Genomic DNA, 23240 nt, shown 5'->3' with positions numbered 1-23240 from the left:
AATAATTAATTTTGGATTTGTACTGAGGAAAATTTAGTAGTTTTTTCTAAGGAAAATAAAGGGTTAACCTCCAATTTACGAAATAAGATTTTTCTTTGATGTGCATGAATCTCAATTAAGTCTTTAAGATAAATCATTTCAAAAAAGCTTTTACAAATACTTGCCTTATTATGGCAATACATACTAGAGAAATGTTTGAAGGCTTTATGTAAAGGTTTTGTCCAATCTCTATTTTCTTTCATTAAATAGCTGGTATCCAAATCTATATGTGATTCAAGATCGGTGATGGAATAATAATCTATAGTATTTGTTTGAAATTTTGATAACTGAAAGTCGAAATTTTCTAGTTGATAAGCCTTAATATAAAGACAACTTTTTTTGTAATCTACAATATCAGGCTCATTAAGAGTGCTGGTTAGCAATGTACAAAATTGCTCGCTGTATTTAAACCATGCTTTTGAGAGGTCCTTTGTCTTGGATTTTTTAATCCACTTATTAAAATCAAAACGTTGGCAATTAGAATCGCACGTTAATAGAGCTTGGTCTGCTATGTTGTCTAATTTTCTGTAAATATTGATTGGAATAAAATAATAAGAAACTTCAGAATAATTATTTTTGAAAACTTTTAAAATCGAATCTATGTTCGATTCAAAGCATCCGTCCTGAGAAAAATTTTCAATTTGCTTTTCCATTTTTTTTAGTTGATCTAAATTTAACTCATAAGATCTATACATTTGATTATCATACAAATCTACAGGCTCGTCTTCATTTCTAATTAAATAGTTTAATTTGTACTTGGCTTTAATAATCAAAAAGTTTATTTTGGACAGAGCTATATTGTTTTTTTCTGAATTACAATTTTTATCTATTAAAGAATTAAGGTCTTTCTTAACGAGAGTTTTATAAAAATCCTTTTTATTATTGATAAAGCAAGACCCATAAGCATCAGCATTACTTGGATAGTCATGAATTGCTATTGAATTTGCATGATACCTACATAAAGTGTTAATAGAATTGTTATAAGCAAGAAGGTTTCTTCGAATTAGCTCATTTGACAAATTTTCAATATACTTATTTGAGAGTTTGTTAATGAAAACAGTATTATTTCTTATGCAATTACCATATCCTCCAGACCAGGATGGAATGTTACATTTGTTGTGTATAGATGAAAATAAAATATCTATACTTAAATCTGAGTTAGAGCCAAAAATAACTAAAGAGATCAATACGGAAAAAAGAAAGTTCATATTATTTTAAAAAATTCATCCTATTAAGCCATCTATTTTCGTGTGACCCCATATATTGTCTTTCTAAATAACTATATAAATATTTTTTTCGTTCATCTGAATTAACAAATTCACGCATAAAGTTACTGTAAAGAACTCCTTGGTATTTCATATCATAACCCCTTCCTATTGTTACTCCAGATTCCAAAGTAGGTTGGTGAATAACTCTTGAAAATAACACACTTGTTCTTCTGTCAATTCCTTCTTGATCAAAAGTAAGTTGTCCGCTTTTTACTGGAATAGGGGAGTCGTTGTATTGTTTTGGCTGATATTGAGGTTCAGTTGATATGTTATTTGCAATAATTTGGTTAGTGATTGGTTAATTTTAAATTTATTTTCCATAGCCCCTCCCATACTCAATTGAAGTGTATAGAATATCTATGACATAAATAAGATAAAGCCCAAAAACAAACGTTTTCGGGCTTTATAAATGTACGGTGTCTAGACACCAGATTGAACTCAAATTGACTTAATACTATCTAAGCTTTTTTATTCAATGCATCAATTGAATCTTTTTGAATTTTGCTATAGATTTCAAAAGGATCTAAAACGCTTTCACCAAGATTCTGTTCAAACAATGCTCGGTTTGAAGCTTCATCATATTCACGTTTCTCAGCGCCACCTAAATTTGATCTAAAGATACCAGCTGCCGAAACAGGAAGGAAATCTTCGTATGTGATAGGCTCTAGCTTTAGAACTCCAGATGCAACTAACTCAGATGCGTTTTCTTCAGTCACTTCTTTATCTAAAGTTGCATCATCAGCAAGTTTGTATCTGAAATACGCAAGCCCCTGCTCATGTAACTGGTCATAGCAATCAGGAATTTCATCAAAATATTTCTTAAGAACTGCGTAGTAGGATTCAGCATCTTTAGACATATCAACATTAGCTGTTTCATCTAAAACTTTTGCGAGCAGCTCATCGTATAATTTACGACCTTTTGGAGTTAGTGCTACACCGCGTTTTTCAATTTCACCAAATCGTGCAGTATGGCTACCAGGTACACGCTCTTCGCCATTTACAAATTGCACATCTTCATTTAGTGCTTTAAAGCTTGTTTGACGAAGAAGAATTAAGCATTTGCGACGTGGAGGACCTTCGATGATATCTTTTGCTGGAATACCCCTTTCGAACATGCCCTTTTGAACTGCGTCAATATCAAGAGCACGTGGAGTTAAGTGATTGATATGTGGAACTTTGAAAGCAACAATATCAGCTATTAGTCTGTGTTGATTATGAAGTGCATCATAGGTTTCTTTAGAAACTGCAGCTTCAGACTGCCAGCGGAAAGTCTCTAAAACCTCTTTAACAAACTCAACTGCGTCTGCTTGCTCAAGACCACCATCCTTCTCAAACTTCTCTACCAATTCTATTGCTCTTGGAGAGAATATATTACGTTTAGCTAGAATTTCTTCAGCTTGTTTACGTAAATCAGCATCTTCGATTAATTCAAGACGAAGTAGAGAACAGAAAACACGGAATGGACACTTAATCAAGGATTCAGGGTCAATCGGTCTGAAAGCAGTAGAGTGTACTGGAATACCAGCTGGAGCTAAATCATAGTAGGCAACTGGGTACATTCCCATAACAGCAAAAATACGTCGCATGGTATGTAGCTCTTCTTTCTTACCGATACGGATAGCTCCGTGACGTGTTTGCTCAAGACGCTCTAGCTCTCCCGTTTCTTGAAGTTTTTGCTTCAACTCAGGATCTTCCTCTAAAACTTTTGCATTTACGTCGTTTACTAGTTTAAGTAGATCTCCGAAAAGTGGCACCTCTGTCTGGTACATATCAGACATAGCTTGTGAGAATTTCAATCGGATTTCATCTTTACATACAAATTGAGACATACGAGACTTCCTTTCTTAAGTTAAGGTTTAAAGTTTGCTGTATCAGCAAAAATTTGTGTAAGAAGTTCAAGACCTTCATTGAGAACTTCAGGTTCAATAGTTAATGGAGTAAGCAAACGAATAATATTTTTTGCTTTTCCGCTAGGCATAAGTAAAAGACCACGCTCACGTCCTAATTTAAGAATTTCGGCTAACAAAGAAGTACCTGGTCCATATTCTGGATGCGATAATTCAATCCCTCTCATGGCACCAATACCAGTAAGTTTAGATATCCAAGGATTAGTATTTGATGATTTCCATTCACTAAACTTAGTTTCTAATGTATCAATGTAATTCTTTGTAGAATTTTTAAATTCTTCACTTTGAATAATTTCCAATACTTGAAGGGCAGCAGAACATGCGATTGGGTTGCCCGAGTATGTGCCTCCCAAACTACCAACATGCGGTTCGTCCACAAATTCAGTTGGTCCAACTACTGCACCAAGAGGGATGCCCCCAGCTATGCTTTTTGCTAAAAGTAATAAATCTGGTTCAACTCCAAAATGCATAAATGCAAACGGCTTTCCTGTACGCCCAAAGCCAGATTGAATCTCATCGAAAATCAAAACTATTCCATGTTCAGTGCAAAATTCACGTAAGTATTTTGCAAATTCCATATCCAAACATTGAAAGCCACCTTCACCTATAACGGGCTCCACAATAACGGCACATATATCATTTACGTCTACTTCAATTTCAATTAGACGTTTAAGGGCCGCAACAGATTCGTCCTTACTGATCCCTGAGTCCTTACTAGGATAAGGAATATGGTATACAGGCCCTGGCAACGGTCCTAGTTTTTGCTTATAAGGAGCAACTTTACCGTTTAAATTTACAGTTGCGAGAGTACGTCCGTGAAAGCCACCATCAAAAGCAATCACTGCATTTCGCCCAGTTTTAATGCGTGCAATTTTCAAAGCATTTTCCGTAGATTCAGCCCCACAATTTGTGAGCATCGCAGAGAGTTCACCTTTGATAGGTACAAAATCAGTCAAAGCTTCTACAAATTTTTTATATGGCTCATGTTCAGCCGCATTGAAAGCATAATGCGTAAGTTTGGATGCCTGCTCTTGAATCGCAGCTACTATTTTTGGGTGGCAATGCCCAAAATTAAGCACACCAATTCCACCTACAAAATCAATATATTCTTTGCCCTCAACGTCCCATACCTTCGCATTTTTTCCATGAGAAAGAGTGACAGGGTGGATTAGCCCTAAAGCTTTACTAATACCTTTTCTGCTCATATATACCTCTTAATTAATCATACCCGTGGTCATAGTCAATACCCGCTTTCAGAGCGGCTTTACGCTCAGACTGGTCAACTATTTTTGCAGCAACGAGATCTCCGGTCACATTTCCGCATGTGAAAACCATATCTACAAGTGCATTAATCCCAGCAGTAAGGGCAACAATCTCAAGCGGCAACCCTGCTTGCGTAAACACAATAGACATACCAATTAGACCGGCTCCAGGCACACCAGCAGTCCCAATCGCTGCCATAGTACCTATAACCACTATGGTCACTAAATCTCCGAAAGATATGGACATACCCATAATCTCAGCGGCAAATATGACGGCCATACCAAATCTAAGAGCCGTCCCGTCCATATTTACGGTAGCACCTATGGGGAGCGTAAGCTTAGCAACTCGCTCTCCAATACCCGCTTTTTCGGCTGCTTTTAAGGTAATTGGCAATGTGCTCAAGCTCGAGCTTGTAGCAAATGAAGTGAACACCGCATCTTTTATTCTGCTGTAGAAATCAAATACATTAACGCCGAATACTTTCAAAATAAGAGGGTAAACAAGCAGAACCATAGAAGCTACACCAATATAGGCCGTCAATATAAACATGCCTAAAGCTACAACGGTATCCATCCCCTGAGAGCCTATTGTATTCGCGGTAATTCCTATAATACCTATTGGTGCATATTGCAATATACCCGAGAGGATTTTAGAAACCACTTCATTTCCTGCTTCAGTTATCCGAAACACCAAATCGCCCATCTCACGTTGCTTAGGATCATCTGAATGTCGCATAAATAGAATTGCTAAGCCTAGTACAATCGCAACAAACACGACAGCTAAAATATCACCTTCGGAAAATGCCATATAAATATTGCTAGGCACCATATTGATAATCGTGTCGATAAAATTAGGATTCTCCGGAGGCTTCACAACCGCATCCGCTGGCAATGTCAACCCCGCCCCTGGGTTAGTAACATAAGCCACCGCAATACCCACGAATATGGCTACAGCAGTTGTCAATAAATAAAGTGGAAATATCTTCGCTCCGATGCGCCCAAGTTCTTTTGGACTAGAGTGATTTACAGCGACCATCAGCGATAGCACTACAAGTGGAATCACAATCATCTTAAGAAGATTAAGAAAAAGTTTTCCAAGTGGAGCGAGAAAACTGCTATCTTCTCCCAACAAAAACCCCAGTACAATGCCTATCACAAAGCCTGCGGTCATTTTGAACATAAAGGATTTATTAAAGTACCAAGATAGAATATTCACTTACGGTTTCCTAAAAATCCACCTCCTAGAAATCTAAAACATCCCATAACAAACTACAAACGAAAATAAATAATCTAGTTGTTACTTTTTGGAATGCATAAAAATTTTCTCTATGGGGTGGCAATGTTTACGTTTACATAAAAAATTTTTTACTAGGGAAAATCCTAGTCACTCTCCACAATTAAACAAGCGGCGGCGAGGTCTTCGAGAGCATTGCCAACTGCTTTAAAAACAGTTATTTCATCATCGGATTCTCGTCCTGAGTGCTTGCCATTACATAAATCAAAAAGAGTAGCTTTGACACGATCTTTGCTAAAAATTCCACTAGCAATAGGATTTAGAAGATCACCTGATTTCATTAATGCTTCTTCGGTATCGATAAATACAGATGTGCCTGAAAAACATGCATCATCCGTCTCACGCATATCAGGCGTATAAGAGCCAATTAAGTCTAAATGAGTTCCTGCTTTTAACCATACCCCTTTTATGATGGGCTCTGTAGATAATGTCGCACAGCTAATTATGTCTGCATATGAACATGCCTCTTTGAAATCATCAACGTAGAATGAATCGAATCCTAGGTCTTGCAAATCAGAAGCCAATCTTTCTGCATTCTCGCGAGTCGGGCTCCATACCATTACTTTTTCTAAAGGTCTTACGGCTTTTATGGCCTCTGGAACAAGACTAGCTACCTGACCAGAGCCGATAAGCAAAAGATTTTTAGAATTCTCGCGACTGAGATATTTACAAGCAAGTGCAGAGACGGCAGCTGTGCGCCTGGATGTGATTACATTGCCATCTAAAAGGGTGTGCAGTTTACCATTTGCTCCATCAAAAAGCATATAAGTTGAATGCAAGGCTGGCATACCCAATTCTTTATTACTAGGGAAAACACTTACTGTCTTAAGTCCGATCCAGTGCCCCCCAATCCATGCGGGCATCAAAATAAATGAGCCTAGAGTCTTTTGTGCATCCATGATTTCATGAATATGTCGAAGTGGGACAGTAACATCTGTCTTAAAAAAATCTTCTATTTTCTCTATCAAATATTTATATGGCAATGCTTCTTCGGTCTGGTCTTCATCGTAAATTTGCATATATCTCTCCTTTGCTTTTGAGTCTTTTTTATAAAAGAATAAGATTAAAAATTTATTGAGGATTATCCCTAATTAAGAAAAAAAGTAGTTATGTTTAGACTATTTTTCGTTTGACCGAAAAACAATATAAAAATAGTATTTATGAGTACTTTTGTAAATTGGGGCATCTATGATTAACGATTTAATGAAGAAATTTGGCGTTTCTGAGAGTAAATTTCAGGGCGGTTCACTAGCCGTAAGATCACCTATTGACGGTAAAAATATCGGAAATGTAGTTATCAACACGCCTGAAGAGGTCGATGGTATTATCGAAAAATCTCAACAAGCATTCAAAGAGTGGAGAAAAGTGCCTGCACCTCGACGCGGCGAATTGGTGCGTATATTAGGGAATGTTCTTCGTGAATATAAGGAAGATTTAGGTAAATTAGTTTCCCTTGAGGCTGGAAAAATCACTCAAGAAGGATTGGGAGAAGTTCAAGAGATGATTGATATTTGCGATTTTGCAGTCGGTCTATCTCGTCAACTTTATGGCTTAACTATAAGCTCTGAGAGAAACATGCATCATATGCGTGAGACTTGGCATCCTATAGGTATTGTTGGAATAATTTCTGCATTTAATTTTCCAGTTGCTGTATGGTCCTGGAATGCAGCACTTGCCTTGATATGCGGCGACTCTATTATTTGGAAACCTTCAGAAAAAACTCCACTTACTGCTCTTGCTTGTCAGGCATTGTTTGAGAAAGCTTTAAAAGAGTTCGGCGATGATGCTCCAGAAAATCTTTCTCAGGTCGTAATAGGAGATGCAAAAGTAGGTGATATGTTAGTAACTGATCCACGCATTCCTGTTATTAGTGCCACAGGTTCTACTCGCATGGGTCAGATTGTTGGACCAAAAGTTGCTGAAAGATTTGGACGAAGCATTCTTGAACTAGGCGGAAATAATGCGATGATTCTTACTCCTAGTGCTGATCTCGATTTAGCAATTCGTGCAATTTTATTTTCTGCTGTTGGAACTGCAGGTCAAAGATGTACTACTTTGCGTCGGTTAATCGTACATGAAAGTATTAGAGATGAAGTAGTTGAAAAACTTAAAAAGGTTTATTCATCTGTCTCAATTGGAAACCCGCTTGAAGGAAACTTAGTAGGTCCTCTTATCGATGAGCAAATTTTCAATCAAATGCAAAACATATTGAAAAAAGCCTCTGAGTCTGGTGGTCAAGTTTCTGGTGGTAAGCGCGTCCTAGAAGACAAATATCCAGATGCATACTATGTTGAGCCAGCTATTGTTGAAATGAATGAGCAGAACGAAGTAGTTAAAACAGAAACATTTGCACCTATTCTATATGTGATTCCTTATAGTGAATATGAAGATGCTGTGGAACTTCAAAATAGTGTGCCTCAAGGACTCTCCTCATGCATTTTCTCTAATGATATTCGAGAAGCTGAGGCTTTCATTTCTGCCACAGGTAGTGACTGCGGCATTGCAAACGTAAATATCGGTACAAGTGGTGCTGAAATTGGCGGTGCTTTTGGCGGCGAGAAGGAAACTGGTGGTGGACGTGAATCTGGTTCTGATGCGTGGAAAGCTTATATGCGCAGACAAACCAACACCATTAATTATTCTCGTGAATTACCTTTAGCTCAGGGAATTAACTTCGGTTAATTTTCTGTTTTAATCCCTCAACCTAACTCGTAGGAGAAAGCATTGAGCAGTTTAAACAATCCAATTCAAGCCTCGGATCCAGAAAGTGAGATCCTCCCTAGCAGCGGAAATTTTTTAATCGATATTCTTCCGCTCGTATTGACCACGATATTACTAATGATTCAGTTTTTCGTGTTCAAGGATTTTACCCCACATATACCACTAGCATTTGGTTTAGCTATTACAGGGCTATTAATCTATGTACGTAAGGGTAAGTGGATTGATATGGAGAACCACTTTCTAAAAGTGGTTCGCGTGGGCTTGCCCGCAATCATGATCTTATTAATAATCGGGATGATTATTGCGGTGTGGATTGCTGCTGGTACCGTACCGACCATACTTTACTATGGATTTGAATTTTTCACTCCATCCAATTTTCTTGTTTCTTTGACATTAATTTGTGTGGCAATATCTTTGGCGACTGGCTCATCATGGAGTACAACGGGAACCATTGGTTTAGCTATGATGGGTATTGGTACAGGTCTTAATATACCTCCTGAAGTAACTGGTGGAGCAATTGTTTCTGGTGCATTTTTTGGAGATAAGATGTCACCTCTTTCAGAAACGACTAATCTTACACCTGCAGCTACAGGAGTTGATTTATGGGATCACATTACTAATTTATTTCCAACAACTATACCTAGTTTGTTAATTTCATTAGGGCTATATGCTTGGCTTGGAAGTACTTATGATACTTCTGGGGCAAATATGTCTCTAATAACGGAAATGCAAGCCACTCTCGATAAAAATTATGATTTAGGTCTTATAACTTTAATTCCTGCAGTAGTGGTTATTGTGGCAGCTGTCACTAAATTACCAGCCGTATTTGCAGGATTTATGGGGGTGGCGAGTGGCAGTATTATTGCCATCTTTGTTCAAGATGTTAGCTTACAAGAGCTATTTACTCTTTTGCAAAATGGAGTAAAAAGTACAACAGGCATGGAGATAGTTGATAACTTACTTTCTAAGGGTGGAGTTATGTCTATGGCTTGGGTGACATTGCTTACGATTCTTGCATTGTCGTTTATCGGTGGTATTGAATACTACGGTAGTCTTAATGCGATTCTTAAGAAAATCGAAAAATGGATTACTAATAGAGTGTCATTATCAGCGGCTTCATATACGACTATTATTGGTACAGGAACTTTAATCGGAGATGTGTTCACTACATTAGTATTGCCAGCTCGTTTGTATAAAGACAAGTTTGAAGAGCTGGGCTATAAGAAAACTAATCTTACGCGTCAAATCGAGGACTGTGGTACTTTGCTGTCTCCTTTAATCCCGTGGAATATGGGCGGAAGTTTTGTAGCTGGCACCTTGGGAATCGCTACTCTTGCGTATGCACCATACGCATTCTTTTGCTGGTTGTGCCCTGTCATAGGATTTATATGGGCTTTAACGGGCATTTATTTCCCTAAAGTTAGAGATAAGGATTTGGCACGTCACCGTGAACCTGCTAAATGGGAAGGTTTGTAATTTAGGTTAATTATGGTTTTAGATAAAAATTTATGGCCTGAGATAGTTGATGCGTCTCTTGTCGAGAGCTTTCCAATTTTAACTGCGGATGAGTCGGCTCAAGTCTGTGTGATAGGTGGTGGTTATACTGGTTTATCTTCAGCAATTCATCTAGCTGAAAAGGGTTATTCTGTCGTATTGCTTGAATCTAAGATTATTGGAAGCGGTGGTTCTGGAAGAAACGTAGGATACGTGAATGCAGGCACTTGGGCTACACCAGAGGATTTAAATAAATATTTGGGAGAAACTCAAGGCGAAATTCTTACAGAAGCTTTGGGAGCCGCACCAGCTCTAGTTTGGAAAACTATCGATCGTCTTGGAATAGATGCTCAAGATGTGCGTGCTGGAAATCTTCACATGGGGCATAATGCTGAGGGAGAGGCGGATGTAGATAATCGATATCGACAATTTTCAAGCCGTGGAGTTGATTGTGAAGTTTTAACAGGTTCTAAATGTCTTGAGTATTGCGGAACTAAAGCCATTAAAAAAGCCCTTCTAGATCGCAGAGCTGGCACAATTAATCCTTACGCTTATGTAACAGGTTTAGCTAAGGCAGCTAAAAACTTAGGTGTGCGTATATATGAGCATACTCCCGTAAAATCTATTGTTAAATCTGATGGTGCTTGGCAGGTTCAAACAGAAACTAACTCTGTGACTGCGGATAAAGTGATTATTGGAACAAACGCATATACAGAGGGAGAGTGGACAGATATTCTTAAATCAATTTATTTTGTTGGGTATTATCAAATCGCAACTGAACCAATGTCTGGAGATCCAGAGGCCGATAAAGTAATGCCATACCGCACAGGTTCATGGGACACTCGATTAGCCCTTTCAACATTCCGACGGGATAAAGATGATCGAGTTTTGCTCGGGACAGTAGGTTTTCATGAAGGAAAAGAATCGCTTTACGTCTCATGGGCAAATTCGGTATTAAAAAAATATTATCCTGAACTAGCACCTAAAGCTAAGTGGCAGTATCGATGGTCGGGTCGTTTTGGTTTTACACAAGATCATATTATGAGAGTATTTGAACCCGCACCAGGAATTTTGACTGCTACAGCCTATAACGGTAGGGGCATTACTACTGGAACTATGATGGGTAAATGTTTTGCTGAGTATCTAGATACAGATAGGCGAGAAGCGATACCATTGCCATTTAAAACAATGGAAGAGAGTGAAATTTCAATGAGAGGCATGCGGTCTGGATTGTATGATGCAGGCATTGCACTATACCATGCAGGACAAATATTAAAAATAGTATCTTAATCTTTTTGAACTCGATTTAATATCCAATCCATTAGAATTTTTACATGAGGAACACCCGTCTTATTTGACGGGTGAACCATATAATAAGCCCAGTTTTTATCGAGCTTATGGTTCCAAGCTAGTTTAAGGTCACCGTTATAAAGCTCTTCACGCACTAATACATCTGGTACTAGGGCTACACCACAGCCACAAATTGCAGCATGAATTGCATCATAAAAAGAATCGAATCGTGGGCCAGTAAATAAGCCTTCCCATTTGACATTAGCGGATAGGAAATATTCATTCCATGCACGAGGACTAAGTCGTGTTTGTATAAGAGTCACACCATCAGAGCAACCTGGTTGACTAAGCTCAGTAGTCTCTATTTCTGGTGCACAAACAGGTACGAACATACAGTCAAAAAGTTTAATACTGGTCATGCCAGGCCAGTCGCCTGCACCATGCAAGAATCCCAAGTCCATATCGTTGATCATGTTTGAATCTAATTCACCTAAATGGTCATGGAATTCTAGGTGGATATTTGGATGAGCCTTCCCGAAACCTTTTAAAAGCACTACAAGCCACCGTGCACAAAATGTAGGGTTGGCAATGATATTGAGTGTAGCAACTGCATTCCCGTGTGAGAGTACATTCAGAACAGCATCCTCAATCTTTCTTAAAATATCTTGAGTATCGTAGAGAAATTTTTCACCAATAGGTGTCAATTCAATGCGTTGCTTATGTCTTATAAAAAGTTCACAATCGAGAACTCTTTCTAGCAATGCAACCTGCTTTCCGACAGCACTTTGCGTCATGAATAATTCCTTAGCGGCACTCGTAAAACTTAAATGTCGGGCGGCGGTTTCAAAACATCGTAAGGATGTTATTGAAGGCAATTGAGAAACGGCTATTTTTCGCATGGTGTCAACTATGGCAATCGTACCTAATCGAGAAACCATAATTATAAATCTACAAGCTTCTTATAAATGGACTAGTATTTGATTTCATTCAAACCAATTTCTTTGAAAATGAGTTTTCTATAAAGCGCGCGTATTTCAAATAGGTCTTCAAGAAAAATATTAAGTAATTTATTTTCGCAAATTGAATTATTTAAGCAGTAATGTTCGGAAAACTCTATGACAGCATTTTTTAATGGATTAGTCCAATCCTCTTCTTTCTTTTTAAAGTAGCTGATATCTAAATTTATGAATGGCTGTAAATTATTTATTGTGTAAATTAGAGTTTCATCAGTTTTAAATTGATTTAAATAATCATCAAAATTATTTAAACGATAGAGTTTTGAATAAGTACAACTTTTTAATTTATCCTGAGCATCAAATCCATCTAATGTATCAGTTAGAAGGGTGCAATATTGCTCGCTGTACTGGACCCAACTTTTGGAAATATTGGGATTATTCATATTCTTAACCCAAATATCAGGATCAAATTTTTTACAGTTTGAGTCACAAGGGAAGTAAAGCGGAGAGGTTATTTCGTCTAGATCTTCAAATTTATCGTTGTTCAGTAAAAATAACCCTAAACTATCATTGTAGGCATACCTCAATATATTAATCAGTGTTTCAATATTGGAATTGAAACATCCTAATTTATAGAATTTATTCAAATCCTTTTTAATATCTTCTAGATATTGAAGACTTAATTTGTAAGTTTCATACCATTCTTGATCAATATAAACATCATTGTTATCTTCATCCCTAAGAAAACCTATATCCTCAGCAATTTGAAGTTTTTCTGCATTTATCAAATATTGTATTTTGGCAATATCTTCTTTATTTTTATACGAATTGCAATTAGGGCTGAATGTAGAATCGGGATCCTTTTTGTAATTTATAAATATATTTTTTAAAAGAATCAAATTATTAGTGAAAGAACAGTTTTCATATGCATACCAGTTTGCATCGTAGCCATCTTTAGCATAGTTATTAGCATTATATTTGCAAACTATATCCAAGTTGTTTTTATAGAATTTTATAGATTCATAGTTAGGGTCATTTGTAAAAGTTGATATTTTTTCTGTATATATATTTTCAAGTAATTCGTTGTAAAAGTAGTAGCAACTGCTGTTTGCCCCTGAGTAGGGAATTTAATTGCATTGAGTATGTACTATTTGAGAAAAAACATTACTTAATCCATCTGTCCTAAGAAGGAGTGGGAGTGATAGCAAAATTTTTAAAAGGAGTCCCATATTATTTAAGCCACTTCAATCTATCCATCCATCTAGATTCGTTTTTGAACTCTAATGATAATTCTAGAAAGATAATAAAAGTATGAGTATTTAATTTGATACGCCAAAAAAGATCTAATTGATTTTTAAATTATCACTAAACTATTTAGCTAACATTAATTTGAAATAAACGGTCAAATTACTAAACAAGAAAATTGATATAATTTTTATTTCCCATAAGGTAAAGCTATGACTAAATATGTTTTTGTTACGGGTGGTGTTGTATCATCCCTAGGAAAGGGTATTGCTGCAGCTTCATTGGCTGCTATTCTTGAGTCTAGGGGACTTAAAGTTACGATGCTTAAACTTGATCCGTACATAAACGTAGACCCAGGTACCATGAGTCCCCTTCAACACGGAGAGGTGTTTGTAACTGAAGATGGGGCTGAGACGGATTTGGATTTAGGTCATTACGAAAGATTTATATCTGCAAAAATGCATAAATCGAATAACTTTACTACAGGTCAAATTTATGAGTCTGTTCTTCGCAAGGAACGTAGAGGAGACTATCTTGGGAAAACTGTTCAGGTTATTCCTCATATCACAAATGAAATTCAGGATTTTATAGAGCGTGGTGCAAAATGTGCTTATGATGGGTGTGCAGACATTGCCATCGTAGAAATAGGTGGAACTGTAGGTGATATTGAATCATTGCCATTCTTAGAAGCAGTTCGTCAAATGACTCTCCGTCTTGGCAGAAAAGGTGCTGCTTTCATTCATTTGACACTTGTTCCATATATTGCATCTGCGGGCGAACTTAAAACCAAGCCTACCCAACACTCCGTACAAAAATTACGCGAAATTGGGATTTATCCAAATGCTTTATTATGTCGTGCTGATAGGCCTATACCTGAAGATGAGCGGGCTAAAATTTCTCTTTTTTCCAATGTGCCTCAAGAGGCAGTAATTTCAGTCTGGGATTCTGACTCTATATATAAAATTCCTAAGATGTTACATGACCAAGGTCTAGATAATATTATTTGTGAGGCTCTTGATATAGACGATGCTCCAGCTGATTTGTCTGTTTGGGACAAAATAGTGCATGATTTGCAAAACCCTGAGCATACAGTACGAATTGGAATGGTTGGAAAATATGTTGATCTTACTGAATCATACAAATCTCTAATCGAAGCCTTAAACCACGCAGGGATTAAAAATAAAACGAAGGTTGCTATCGAGTATATTGACTCTGAAGATATTGAGAATTCAGGCGTTAGCATCTTAGAAGATTTAGATGCAATATTGGTGCCAGGCGGTTTTGGTAAAAGAGGGACTGAAGGAAAAATTGCCGCTATTAAGTTTGCCCGAGAAAATAATGTTCCATATCTTGGAATATGTCTTGGGATGCAGTTAGCTACTATAGAGTATGCACGTAATGTTGCTGGTCTTGAGGGAGCTGGAAGTACAGAACTAGATCCTAATACTCTTCATCCTATAGTGGCTTTAATTACTGAGTGGACAAATAAAGATGGCTCAGTAGAGCAGCGATCGCAGGAATCAAATCTTGGTGGCACTATGCGTAAAGGGGCACAGGAAGTTCCTGTAAAACCAGGGACATTAGCTCATAGTATCTATGGTGATATCGTGAATGAGCGTCATCGTCATCGTTATGAAGTTAATACGAATTACATAGAGAAGTTGGAGTCTGCAGGCTTAGTAATAAGTGCTATTACACCTAAAGATAATTTACCTGAAATTATGGAGATTCCCGGTCATCCGTGGTTTTTGGGTGTGCAGTTTCACCCTGAATTTACATCTACGCCTCGTGATGGTCATCCGCTATTTAATAGTTTTTTGCAAGCAGCACTAAAGCATCAATCAAGTTCTGAGAAGTGATGTCTTACTCTATACAACTAAACGATTTTAAAATTTCTAATGGTAGTCCATTTGTTCTTATGGGTGGACTTAATGTTCTTGAATCCCTCGATTTGGCAATGTTTACGTGTGCCCATTTTCTAGAGGTTACTCAAGAGCTTGGGATTCCATACATTTTCAAAGCATCATTCGATAAGGCAAACCGATCTTCAATTCATAGTTATCGCGGTCCTGGCTTAGATGAAGGTTTACAAATTTTTGAAAAATTAAAAACCGAATTTGGTGTTCCTATCGTTACGGATATACATGAGCCTTATCAAGCAAAAGAAGTTGCTAAGTATGTTGATATTTTGCAGTTACCAGCTTTTCTTGCCCGTCAAACGGATTTAGTTGTGGCTATGGCTAAAACTGGCAAAATAATTAATATCAAGAAACCACAATTTCTTAGCCCAGAGCAAGTACCAAATATTATTCAAAAATTTCAAGAATCAGGAAATGACAATCTAATAATTTGTGAACGTGGATCTAACTTTGGTTATGATAACTTAGTGGTAGATATGCTTGGTTTTGGAGTTATGAAAAAACTTACATCAGGAAGACCACTGTTTTTTGATGTTACGCATGCTCTTCAAAAACGTGAACCTGGTTCTTCCGCTTCAGGAGGTAGACGCGAACAGGTTCTTGACTTGGCTATGGCAGGGATGAGTACAGGTATTGCAGGTCTTTTCTTAGAAGCTCATCCAGATCCAGATAAGGCCAAATGCGATGGGCCGTCAGCATTGCCACTAAATAGATTGAAAGAATTTTTAGTACGTATCAAAGCTATAGACGATACAGTTAAGTCGTTTGGGCCCTTTGAAGTTTGATATTGTTAAAATAATCTAAATTTTTAACTAGGATTTTTAATGAGTGCAATTGTAGATATTATCGGTCGTGAGATCCTTGATTCACGCGGAAACCCAACTGTTGAATGTGATGTGTTGTTAGAGTCAGGTGCCATGGGTCGAGCATCTGTTCCATCAGGGGCATCGACTGGTTCAAGAGAGGCGATTGAACTTCGTGATGGGGATAAAAGTCGTTATTTAGGAAAAGGTGTTCTTAAAGCTGTAGAAAATATCAATGGAGAAATTTCTGAAGCCCTTATGGGTTTAGACGCTCAGGAACAAACATTTATCGATCGCACTCTTCTTGATTTGGATGGTACGGAAAACAAAAGCAATATAGGGGCTAATGCTATGCTTGCTGTAAGTATGGCTGTTGCACGTGCTGCTGCTGAAGAATCTGGGCAATCTCTTTATCGTTATTTTGGTGGTTTCGGTCCTAAGCAGATGCCCGTGCCTATGATGAATGTGATTAATGGGGGTGCACACGCAAACAATTCCTTAGATATTCAAGAATTTATGATTATGCCTGTGAAAGCTGCATCATTCAAAGAGGCTCTTCGCATGGGAGCAGAGGTTTTTCACGCATTAAAGAAAATCATTAATGATTCTGGTATGTCTACGGCTGTAGGTGATGAGGGTGGCTTTGCACCAGACCTTAGCTCACATGAAGAAGCTATTGAACTTATCTTAGAGGCTATCAAAAAAGCTGGATATGAAGCAGGAGAAGATATTGCATTGGCATTGGATTGTGCTAGTTCTGAATTCTACTCTGATGGTGTTTATAAACTTTCCGCTAATGGTGGTACTGCTTTAAATTCTGAGCAATTTGTAGATATCCTAGAACAATGGTGCGATAAGTACCCAATTATTTCTATCGAAGATGGAATGGCTGAAAACGATTGGGATGGTTGGAAAATGCTTACCGATCGTCTAGGTGATCGTGTTCAACTTGTAGGCGATGATTTGTTTGTCACCAATACCAAAATCCTAAAAGAAGGAATTCAAAAAGGCATCGCTAATTCAATCCTAATCAAGATAAATCAAATAGGCACATTGACAGAGACTTTTGCTGCAATTGAAATGGCTAAACAAGCTGGTTATACGGCTGTTATATCTCATAGATCAGGTGAGACTGAAGATTCAACAATTGCTGATATTGCTGTGGCTACAAATTCTATGCAAATAAAGACAGGTTCTCTTTCTCGTTCTGATCGTATGGCTAAATATAATCAGTTGCTTCGCATCGAAGAGGAACTATCTGAAGTGGCTGAGTATCCAGGTCGTGGGGCTTTTTACAATCTCTTTTAATATGCGACTTTAGATTTTATGCGTCGATTAATTCTTTTACTGATATTTGCATGCATTGCCATCCAGTATCCCTTATATATGGGAGAAAAAGGGTATAAAAAAGTAGAAGAATTAAAGACGCAACTGCAGGAAGAAAAGGATAAAACTGCAGCTATGACAGCTAGAAATAATGCTATGCAGGCCGAGATTGAAGATTTATCTTCAGGCACAGAAGCACTAGAGGATATTGCTCGTCAAGAGATGAATATGATTAGCGAAGATGAAGTGTATGTTAGGGTGGTTGAACCGACTAATTCAAATGTGCAAAAGCCAAATTTAAATTCTCAGAAGGAAGTTCCTCATAACAAGCCTAAAAATGATAAGGATCAGAAGAACAAACCGTAAATCAATTGTTTAGATATGAGTTTAATCTTCGATTCAGTCTGTTTAACCCCTCTCGCTTCAGTAACTGGTCACGTGTCAATTTAGGTAGGTCCAAAGAGTTGCGTTCATCAATTCCGTTCTTGACTAGTTCTGTGATTAATTCAGGATATTTATCATAGTAGGATGTCAGCAATTCATCAGGGGTGTTTAAAATTACTCGGCTTTGCTTAAGTGAAGTTCTATGAAAATCTCTCATATTCCAAGTAATTAAAACGCTGTTATTTAAACCAAATCGCTTTTGTGCAATTATTGCGGCTAATGCGACATGCCTATCTTTTTTATCTATCGAACTTAATGCCTTGGAATAGGTCTGTTCGGTGGTATCGACTTCCCCTAAATTCGCCTCTGGGCAAAGAGTATTAAAGCGATCCCATTCAGAATCAATAAATTCTTGTGGTTTTTTCCAAATTGAGGCTGCATTTCGTCGCCATTCACGTCCGATTTCTTCACTCCAAATAGGTTGGCAATGACCGTGAGAATACAGTCGCAGGAACATTGCCAACGTAAAGTAATGCATAATTACGCAAGTATCAATAACCGTAAGTGGGGGGATGTTCCCCGAAGAATCGCATATTGTCATGAAATGGGCAAAATAGTTATTTTAGACTCTTGATATATAAATAATTTCCCTTATATACATATCATAGAAAAATTTATGAGGCTATTATGCGTTTTGAAAAATTTACTACTAAGTTTCAGCAATCAATTGCGGATGCTCAGAGTCTAGCTTCTCGTAACGATAATCAGTATATTGAGGGTCATCATGTGCTCTCTGCGATGTTGGCTGATGAAGGCTCGGGCATTGCCAGCTTGCTTGCTCAGGCGGGTGTGCGCGTAAACCAGTTGCAAACTAAGTTAAACCTTGCATTGAATAATTTGCCAAAGGTAGAGGGTGCGGACGAAATTCAAATTAGTCGTGCTTTAAATCAACTTCTTTTGAAAACCGATAAAGAGTCATCTAAGAGAGGGGATAATTTTATTGCAAGTGAGTTGTTCTTGGTGGCATTGGCAGAGGATAAGGGTGAGCTTGGTACGATCTTAAAAGATTGTGGTTTAGAGAAAAAGGCTTTGCTGGCTGCTATTGAGGCGATACGGGGGGATAGCACTGTCTCTGATCAAGAAGGAGAATCTCAAAGACAGGCATTGAAAAAATACACTACTGACCTAACTGAGCGTGCTCGTATGGGCAAGTTAGACCCAGTAATTGGACGTGATGATGAAATTCGACGTGCAATTCAAATTTTGCAACGTCGTAGTAAAAATAATCCTGTTCTAATCGGTGAGCCAGGTGTTGGTAAAACAGCAATTGTTGAAGGGCTTGCTCAAAGAATCGTGAATGATGAGGTACCTGAGTCTTTACGTGGTAAACGTGTACTTTCTTTAGATATGGCTTCCTTATTAGCTGGGGCTAAGTTTAGGGGTGAATTTGAGGAACGTTTAAAAGCAGTTTTAAAAGAGCTCGCTCAAGATGAGGGAAATAATATTGTATTTATCGATGAAATACATACTATGGTCGGAGCTGGTGGAGCAGAAGGTGCCATCGATGCGGGAAATATGCTTAAACCAGCATTGTCACGAGGAGAGTTGCATTGTATAGGGGCGACCACTTTAGATGAATATCGCAAATATATAGAAAAAGATGCGGCTTTGGAGCGTCGATTTCAGAAGGTGCTTATTGATGAGCCTGATGTAGAGGCAACCATTGCCATCTTACGCGGACTTAAGGAGAGATATGAAATTCATCATGGGGTAGAAATTACGGACCCAGCTATAGTTGCGGCGGCAGAATTAAGTAATCGTTATATAACAGATAGATTTTTGCCCGATAAGGCTATTGACTTGATTGATGAGGCGGCTGCACGCATCCGTATGGAGATTGATTCTAAGCCCGAAGTAATGGATCGTTTGGACCGACGCATCATTCAACTTAAGATTGAGCGAGAGGCTGTTCGCCGCGAGGACGACGAGGCTTCTAAACGTCGGTTGCAGTTAATCGAGGATGAACTAGCTAAGCTTCAACGCGAATACGATGACTTTGAGCAAATCTGGAAAGCTGAAAAATCTTCTGTTCATGGTGTACAGTCCATTCGTGAGGATATCGATAAGGTTAAGGCACAGATGGCTGAATACCAGCGTCAGGGCGAATATGAGAAGCTATCGGAGTTGCAGTATGGAAAATTGCCAGATCTTGAGCTGCGTTTAAAATCTGCAGAAAAAGGGGAAGTGAAGAATCAGCTTCTTCGGACAGAGGTTGGTACTGAAGAAATTGCCGAAGTTGTGTCACGTGCGACAGGTATTCCTGTAGCGAAAATGATGCAAGGTGAAAGGGCGAAATTATTGACCATGGAAGATCGTTTGCACGAGCGTGTAGTTGGTCAGGATGAGGCTGTTCGCTTAGTGTCTGACGCTATTAGGCGTTCTCGTGCTGGTCTTTCAGATCCAAGTAAACCTTACGGATCATTCCTATTTTTAGGTCCTACAGGTGTAGGTAAGACTGAGCTGACTAAGGCTTTGGCGAATTTCTTGTTTGATTCCGATGATCACATGGTTCGTATTGATATGAGCGAATTTATGGAGAAGCATACTGTGGCTCGCTTAATAGGTGCACCTCCTGGGTATATTGGATATGAAGAGGGTGGTTATTTAACTGAAGCAATACGACGTAAGCCGTATAGTGTAATTTTGCTGGACGAAATCGAAAAAGCTCATCCTGATGTGTTCAATATTTTGCTTCAGGTTTTGGATGATGGCCGTTTGACTGATGGGCAGGGTCGCACAGTTGACTTCAGAAACACCGTCATTGTGATGACTTCAAATATAGGTTCTCAACATATTCAGAAAATGAGTGGAGAGCCATATGAGAAAATTAAGGACGTGGTTTGGGATGAATTGAAAAATTCGTTTAGACCTGAGTTTTTAAATCGTATAGATGAAATAGTGGTGTTCCACGGTCTTGAGCAAGATCAAATCGCAAACATTGCCAAAATACAAATTAAGCGATTAGCTCAGAGATTGGGGCAGTTTGAAATGAAACTTGAGATTTCGGTTAAAGCAATTGCTAAAATTGCTGAAGCAGGCTTTGATCCAGTGTTTGGGGCTCGTCCGCTAAAACGTGCGATACAGCAGCTAATTGAAAATCCTTTATCTAAGCGTATTTTGCAGGGCGAATTTACCGCTAAAGATACCGTGAAAGTGGATTTTGATGAGGAATCGGATCAATTCACATTTAATGCTTAACTTGGGTCGCCCTCGGGCGGCTCTAAATTTAGATTGGAGAGAGATATGAAAAATACGAATTTTTTTGATGAAATACAATCAAAGATTCAAGAATTGATTAGAAACAGTCCTGCAGCTGATATTGAGAAAAACGTTAAAGCTTTTATGGCTCAGACCTTCAGTAAAATGGATTTAGTTACGCGTGATGAATTTGATGTTCAACGTGCCATGGTTGATAAACTTCGTGAAAGAGTAGAGCAGTTAGAGGCTCAGCTTGAGAGTAAGTCTTAATTATGTTTAGTGTATGAGGGCAGATTTTTTTCTGCCCTTTTTTGGGTTAATAGTCTAAAAATCATACTTAAGGTTAAATATGGGTATAAATTTAATTAAAAATGAAGATGGCGAAATTGAATATGCTGTATTTGATAAAGATGACTACGAAAAAATTATAGAAATTATTGAATTAGTAAAAAGCCTTAATCTTTATAAGAAAACTATTTCCTTAGAAAATTTCAATTTAAATTGCTCACATTCTGATGATTTAAAAAAAGAAGATTCGCAATTTGATTATTCTCTTCCTGCGTTGTCATCTAGAGATGATGATTTCCAATCGATCCATGATATTAATTCTAATGATACGGTAAATTCGGATAGAAATCTTGATGGTCCAATTACTACATCTTATTCTAAACCAGTTAGTTTAGAAGTTAATTTTAATGAAAATAGTAGACGCTACAGTTCAAAGGTCTACGACTACAAATCAGCTAAGGAGTATTTGACCGTTGATATTCTTTTGGATGCACTTAGGGAAAGAGATTTGGAAGTATTAAAGATTGCTGGAAGGCTATGGAAGAATGATTATTTTGAATGGGATGAGAGTGATTCAGATGCCTTGATTCTTTATTATCTTTCTGGTGCTATATTTACAAAAGGATTTAATGATTTTAATGAAAATGAAAAATTGGTTAAGATGATTAAATATGCATTAAATAACTTTCATTTTAGGCCAGAGCAGCGAATTGAATTAAATTCGATTAAAGTGCTTTTAGAGGACAGAATTAATGGAGTTGAGGACCTTGAGAGAATCAATAAAGCTAGGTTTTTTAATATTTTACTAACTGGGTTTTCAAATCACTTTAATTTAGATATTAATGCAGTTATTAAGATTTTAAGAATTGGCCACAGAGAATTGAAAGAATATAGGCTTACTGGTAATTTAAGTTTTATGGATAATTAACATTTATTCAATATATTGCAAGCGAATTTTTTCTGTAATTTAATACCACTATAATCTCTACTTATTTCCAATTAAATTCCTGTACCATACCGAATGAAACCAGAAGATACACTAAACCCAGATGTTCAAACTCAACTTACTAAAGTAGTTAGTGATTTAGAGAAATTAATGAGTGTTCAGAAAGCCCATGTTTCTAAAAATGAGGCTATTCATTCTATTTGCGAGGTCATTAATTATTCTGAAGAAAATCAAACCTACTCTATTTCTTTGGATGGAAGTGACCTCCCTTGTCAAAAGGCAGCTAGTTGTTTGCTTGAGCCGTCTGTGGGCGATCAAGTACTGGTGAGCGGACCAAATAGTGATGAACTCTATATCATTGCCATCATTAAACAAATGGAATCTTCGAATTCTAAAGTAAAAATTCCTGGAAATTTGACGGTTCAGGCCGAGGAGCTTTCATTCCGTGCAAGCAAAAAAGTGGATCTAAAATCAGACCATTTACAGATGAAATCAAATTCAGCTGAGGTTGTTGTTGATTCTGCGGATTATGTTGGTCGCGAGCTTAGATCAACAATAAGTATTTTTAGATTTGTCGGTAAAGTTTATGAAATTATTACTGATAGACTGGCTCAAATGAGTAGAAATACTGTACGTATAACAGAGCAAATAGATCAAACTCGTGCAGGAACTATAGACTATCAAGCTGAAGACAGTGCACGAGTACATTCCAAATACACTATGGTCACTGCAGGCGAACTCGTTAAGGTTGATAGCGAGCAAATACATATGGGATAGCAACCCCTAACCAACCCTCCTGACATTCTATTAAATCCTCCACAAGAGGGGCTTATTTATTAT

Annotated in this window: 20 protein-coding genes; 11 read left to right on the top strand and 9 right to left on the bottom strand. The window is 37.7% G+C overall.

Annotated features, from left to right (window positions below; genetic code table 11):
* Positions 1 to 5 precede the first annotated feature (5 nt).
* The 6 genes from T432_RS0103925 to lhpI all read right to left on the bottom strand — a co-directional run bounded on the left by T432_RS0103925 (position 6) and on the right by lhpI (position 6789).
* Positions 6 to 1247, bottom strand: a complete 1242-nt coding sequence (locus tag T432_RS0103925; RefSeq protein WP_028884273.1) for a hypothetical protein — start codon at positions 1245 to 1247, stop codon at positions 6 to 8.
* Position 1248: 1 nt separating this feature from the next.
* On the bottom strand, positions 1249 to 1527 hold the full coding sequence (locus T432_RS09100) for a DUF8812 domain-containing protein (RefSeq protein WP_500797340.1): 279 nt from the start codon (positions 1525 to 1527) through the stop codon (positions 1249 to 1251).
* Between the two features lie 238 nt (positions 1528 to 1765).
* Positions 1766 to 3136, bottom strand: a complete 1371-nt coding sequence (hglS, locus tag T432_RS0103915; RefSeq protein WP_028884271.1) for a 2-oxoadipate dioxygenase/decarboxylase HglS — start codon at positions 3134 to 3136, stop codon at positions 1766 to 1768.
* 20 nt (positions 3137 to 3156) lie between these two features.
* A complete protein-coding gene (locus T432_RS0103910) occupies positions 3157 to 4419 on the bottom strand; it encodes a 2-aminoadipate transaminase (RefSeq protein WP_028884270.1) in 1263 nt (420 codons plus the stop codon).
* Positions 4420 to 4432: 13 nt separating this feature from the next.
* A complete protein-coding gene (locus T432_RS0103905; protein WP_028884269.1) occupies positions 4433 to 5656 on the bottom strand; it encodes a cation:dicarboxylate symporter family transporter in 1224 nt (407 codons plus the stop codon).
* Positions 5657 to 5856: 200 nt separating this feature from the next.
* On the bottom strand, positions 5857 to 6789 hold the full coding sequence (gene lhpI / locus T432_RS0103900) for a bifunctional Delta(1)-pyrroline-2-carboxylate/Delta(1)-piperideine-2-carboxylate reductase (protein ID WP_028884268.1): 933 nt from the start codon (positions 6787 to 6789) through the stop codon (positions 5857 to 5859).
* Positions 6790 to 6958: 169 nt separating this feature from the next.
* Here lhpI and amaB point away from each other — a divergent pair, with 169 nt between their 5' ends.
* Genes amaB through amaA form a run of 3 tightly spaced genes read left to right on the top strand, consistent with a single transcriptional unit; the run spans position 6959 to position 11275 of the window.
* Positions 6959 to 8452 carry an L-piperidine-6-carboxylate dehydrogenase gene (gene amaB / locus T432_RS0103895; protein ID WP_028884267.1) on the top strand — a complete coding sequence of 498 codons (1494 nt, stop codon included), beginning with the start codon at positions 6959 to 6961 and terminating at the stop codon, positions 8450 to 8452.
* A 42-nt stretch (positions 8453 to 8494) separates the two neighbouring features.
* A complete protein-coding gene (nhaC, locus tag T432_RS0103890) occupies positions 8495 to 9967 on the top strand; it encodes a Na+/H+ antiporter NhaC (RefSeq protein WP_028884266.1) in 1473 nt (490 codons plus the stop codon).
* A 12-nt stretch (positions 9968 to 9979) separates the two neighbouring features.
* Positions 9980 to 11275 carry an L-pipecolate oxidase gene (gene amaA, locus T432_RS0103885; RefSeq protein ID WP_028884265.1) on the top strand — a complete coding sequence of 432 codons (1296 nt, stop codon included), beginning with the start codon at positions 9980 to 9982 and terminating at the stop codon, positions 11273 to 11275.
* Here amaA and T432_RS0103880 read toward each other — a convergent pair.
* Both T432_RS0103880 and T432_RS07930 read right to left on the bottom strand, forming a co-directional pair.
* A complete protein-coding gene (locus tag T432_RS0103880; protein ID WP_028884264.1) occupies positions 11272 to 12213 on the bottom strand; it encodes a LysR substrate-binding domain-containing protein in 942 nt (313 codons plus the stop codon). The two genes, amaA and T432_RS0103880, sit on opposite strands and share 4 nt — an antisense overlap.
* 32 nt (positions 12214 to 12245) lie before the next feature.
* Positions 12246 to 13226 (bottom strand): hypothetical protein, encoded by a 981-nt coding sequence (locus T432_RS07930; RefSeq protein ID WP_248646271.1) that lies wholly within the window; start codon positions 13224 to 13226, stop codon positions 12246 to 12248.
* Between the two features lie 462 nt (positions 13227 to 13688).
* On the opposite strand from T432_RS07930, the gene pyrG reads away from it, so the two are divergent.
* The 4 genes from pyrG to ftsB are packed head-to-tail and all read left to right on the top strand — an operon-like array spanning position 13689 to position 17890.
* Positions 13689 to 15335 carry a CTP synthase gene (gene pyrG / locus T432_RS0103870; RefSeq protein WP_028884263.1) on the top strand — a complete coding sequence of 549 codons (1647 nt, stop codon included), beginning with the start codon at positions 13689 to 13691 and terminating at the stop codon, positions 15333 to 15335.
* Entirely contained in the window at positions 15335 to 16180 is an 846-nt protein-coding gene (gene kdsA / locus T432_RS0103865; protein ID WP_028884262.1) for a 3-deoxy-8-phosphooctulonate synthase, read from the top strand. The genes pyrG and kdsA overlap by 1 nt, the downstream gene beginning before the upstream one ends.
* 39 nt (positions 16181 to 16219) lie before the next feature.
* Positions 16220 to 17506: a phosphopyruvate hydratase gene (eno, locus tag T432_RS0103860; protein ID WP_014111702.1), complete on the top strand. Its 1287-nt coding sequence runs from the start codon at positions 16220 to 16222 to the stop codon at positions 17504 to 17506.
* Between the two features lie 18 nt (positions 17507 to 17524).
* Positions 17525 to 17890 carry a cell division protein FtsB gene (ftsB, locus tag T432_RS0103855; RefSeq protein ID WP_014111701.1) on the top strand — a complete coding sequence of 122 codons (366 nt, stop codon included), beginning with the start codon at positions 17525 to 17527 and terminating at the stop codon, positions 17888 to 17890.
* 1 nt (position 17891) lies between these two features.
* Here the strand turns inward: ftsB and T432_RS0103850 are convergent, their stop codons facing one another.
* Positions 17892 to 18425 carry a hypothetical protein gene (locus T432_RS0103850; RefSeq protein ID WP_248646270.1) on the bottom strand — a complete coding sequence of 178 codons (534 nt, stop codon included), beginning with the start codon at positions 18423 to 18425 and terminating at the stop codon, positions 17892 to 17894.
* A gap of 170 nt (positions 18426 to 18595) precedes the next feature.
* Between T432_RS0103850 and clpB the strand changes: the two genes are divergently transcribed.
* The 4 genes from clpB to T432_RS0103830 all read left to right on the top strand — a co-directional run bounded on the left by clpB (position 18596) and on the right by T432_RS0103830 (position 23177).
* Entirely contained in the window at positions 18596 to 21166 is a 2571-nt protein-coding gene (gene clpB / locus T432_RS0103845) for an ATP-dependent chaperone ClpB (protein ID WP_028884260.1), read from the top strand.
* 45 nt (positions 21167 to 21211) lie between these two features.
* On the top strand, positions 21212 to 21436 hold the full coding sequence (locus tag T432_RS0103840) for an accessory factor UbiK family protein (protein ID WP_014111699.1): 225 nt from the start codon (positions 21212 to 21214) through the stop codon (positions 21434 to 21436).
* A gap of 79 nt (positions 21437 to 21515) precedes the next feature.
* Positions 21516 to 22382: a hypothetical protein gene (locus T432_RS0103835; protein ID WP_028884259.1), complete on the top strand. Its 867-nt coding sequence runs from the start codon at positions 21516 to 21518 to the stop codon at positions 22380 to 22382.
* Positions 22383 to 22475: 93 nt separating this feature from the next.
* Positions 22476 to 23177, top strand: a complete 702-nt coding sequence (locus T432_RS0103830) for a DUF3540 domain-containing protein (RefSeq protein WP_028884258.1) — start codon at positions 22476 to 22478, stop codon at positions 23175 to 23177.
* Positions 23178 to 23240 lie beyond the last annotated feature (63 nt).

The sequence above is a fragment of the Taylorella asinigenitalis ATCC 700933 genome, from assembly GCF_000687755.1.
In the GTDB taxonomy this organism is placed as follows: domain Bacteria; phylum Pseudomonadota; class Gammaproteobacteria; order Burkholderiales; family Burkholderiaceae_B; genus Taylorella; species Taylorella asinigenitalis.
This window is presented reverse-complemented; position numbering and strand designations above follow the sequence as displayed.

Coding starts and splice junctions, on each gene's coding strand:
- T432_RS0103925 (WP_028884273.1), bottom strand. CDS start 1,247: ATGAACTTTCTTTTTTCCGTATTGATCTCTTTAGTTATTTTTGGCTCT.
- hglS (WP_028884271.1), bottom strand. CDS start 3,136: ATGTCTCAATTTGTATGTAAAGATGAAATCCGATTGAAATTCTCACAA.
- T432_RS0103910 (WP_028884270.1), bottom strand. CDS start 4,419: ATGAGCAGAAAAGGTATTAGTAAAGCTTTAGGGCTAATCCACCCTGTC.
- T432_RS0103905 (WP_028884269.1), bottom strand. CDS start 5,656: ATGTTCAAAATGACCGCAGGCTTTGTGATAGGCATTGTACTGGGGTTT.
- lhpI (WP_028884268.1), bottom strand. CDS start 6,789: ATGCAAATTTACGATGAAGACCAGACCGAAGAAGCATTGCCATATAAA.
- amaB (WP_028884267.1), top strand. CDS start 6,959: ATGATTAACGATTTAATGAAGAAATTTGGCGTTTCTGAGAGTAAATTT.
- amaA (WP_028884265.1), top strand. CDS start 9,980: ATGGTTTTAGATAAAAATTTATGGCCTGAGATAGTTGATGCGTCTCTT.
- T432_RS0103880 (WP_028884264.1), bottom strand. CDS start 12,213: ATGGTTTCTCGATTAGGTACGATTGCCATAGTTGACACCATGCGAAAA.
- pyrG (WP_028884263.1), top strand. CDS start 13,689: ATGACTAAATATGTTTTTGTTACGGGTGGTGTTGTATCATCCCTAGGA.
- kdsA (WP_028884262.1), top strand. CDS start 15,335: ATGTCTTACTCTATACAACTAAACGATTTTAAAATTTCTAATGGTAGT.
- eno (WP_014111702.1), top strand. CDS start 16,220: ATGAGTGCAATTGTAGATATTATCGGTCGTGAGATCCTTGATTCACGC.
- ftsB (WP_014111701.1), top strand. CDS start 17,525: ATGCGTCGATTAATTCTTTTACTGATATTTGCATGCATTGCCATCCAG.
- T432_RS0103850 (WP_248646270.1), bottom strand. CDS start 18,425: ATGTTCCTGCGACTGTATTCTCACGGTCATTGCCAACCTATTTGGAGT.
- clpB (WP_028884260.1), top strand. CDS start 18,596: ATGCGTTTTGAAAAATTTACTACTAAGTTTCAGCAATCAATTGCGGAT.
- T432_RS0103840 (WP_014111699.1), top strand. CDS start 21,212: ATGAAAAATACGAATTTTTTTGATGAAATACAATCAAAGATTCAAGAA.
- T432_RS0103835 (WP_028884259.1), top strand. CDS start 21,516: ATGGGTATAAATTTAATTAAAAATGAAGATGGCGAAATTGAATATGCT.
- T432_RS0103830 (WP_028884258.1), top strand. CDS start 22,476: ATGAAACCAGAAGATACACTAAACCCAGATGTTCAAACTCAACTTACT.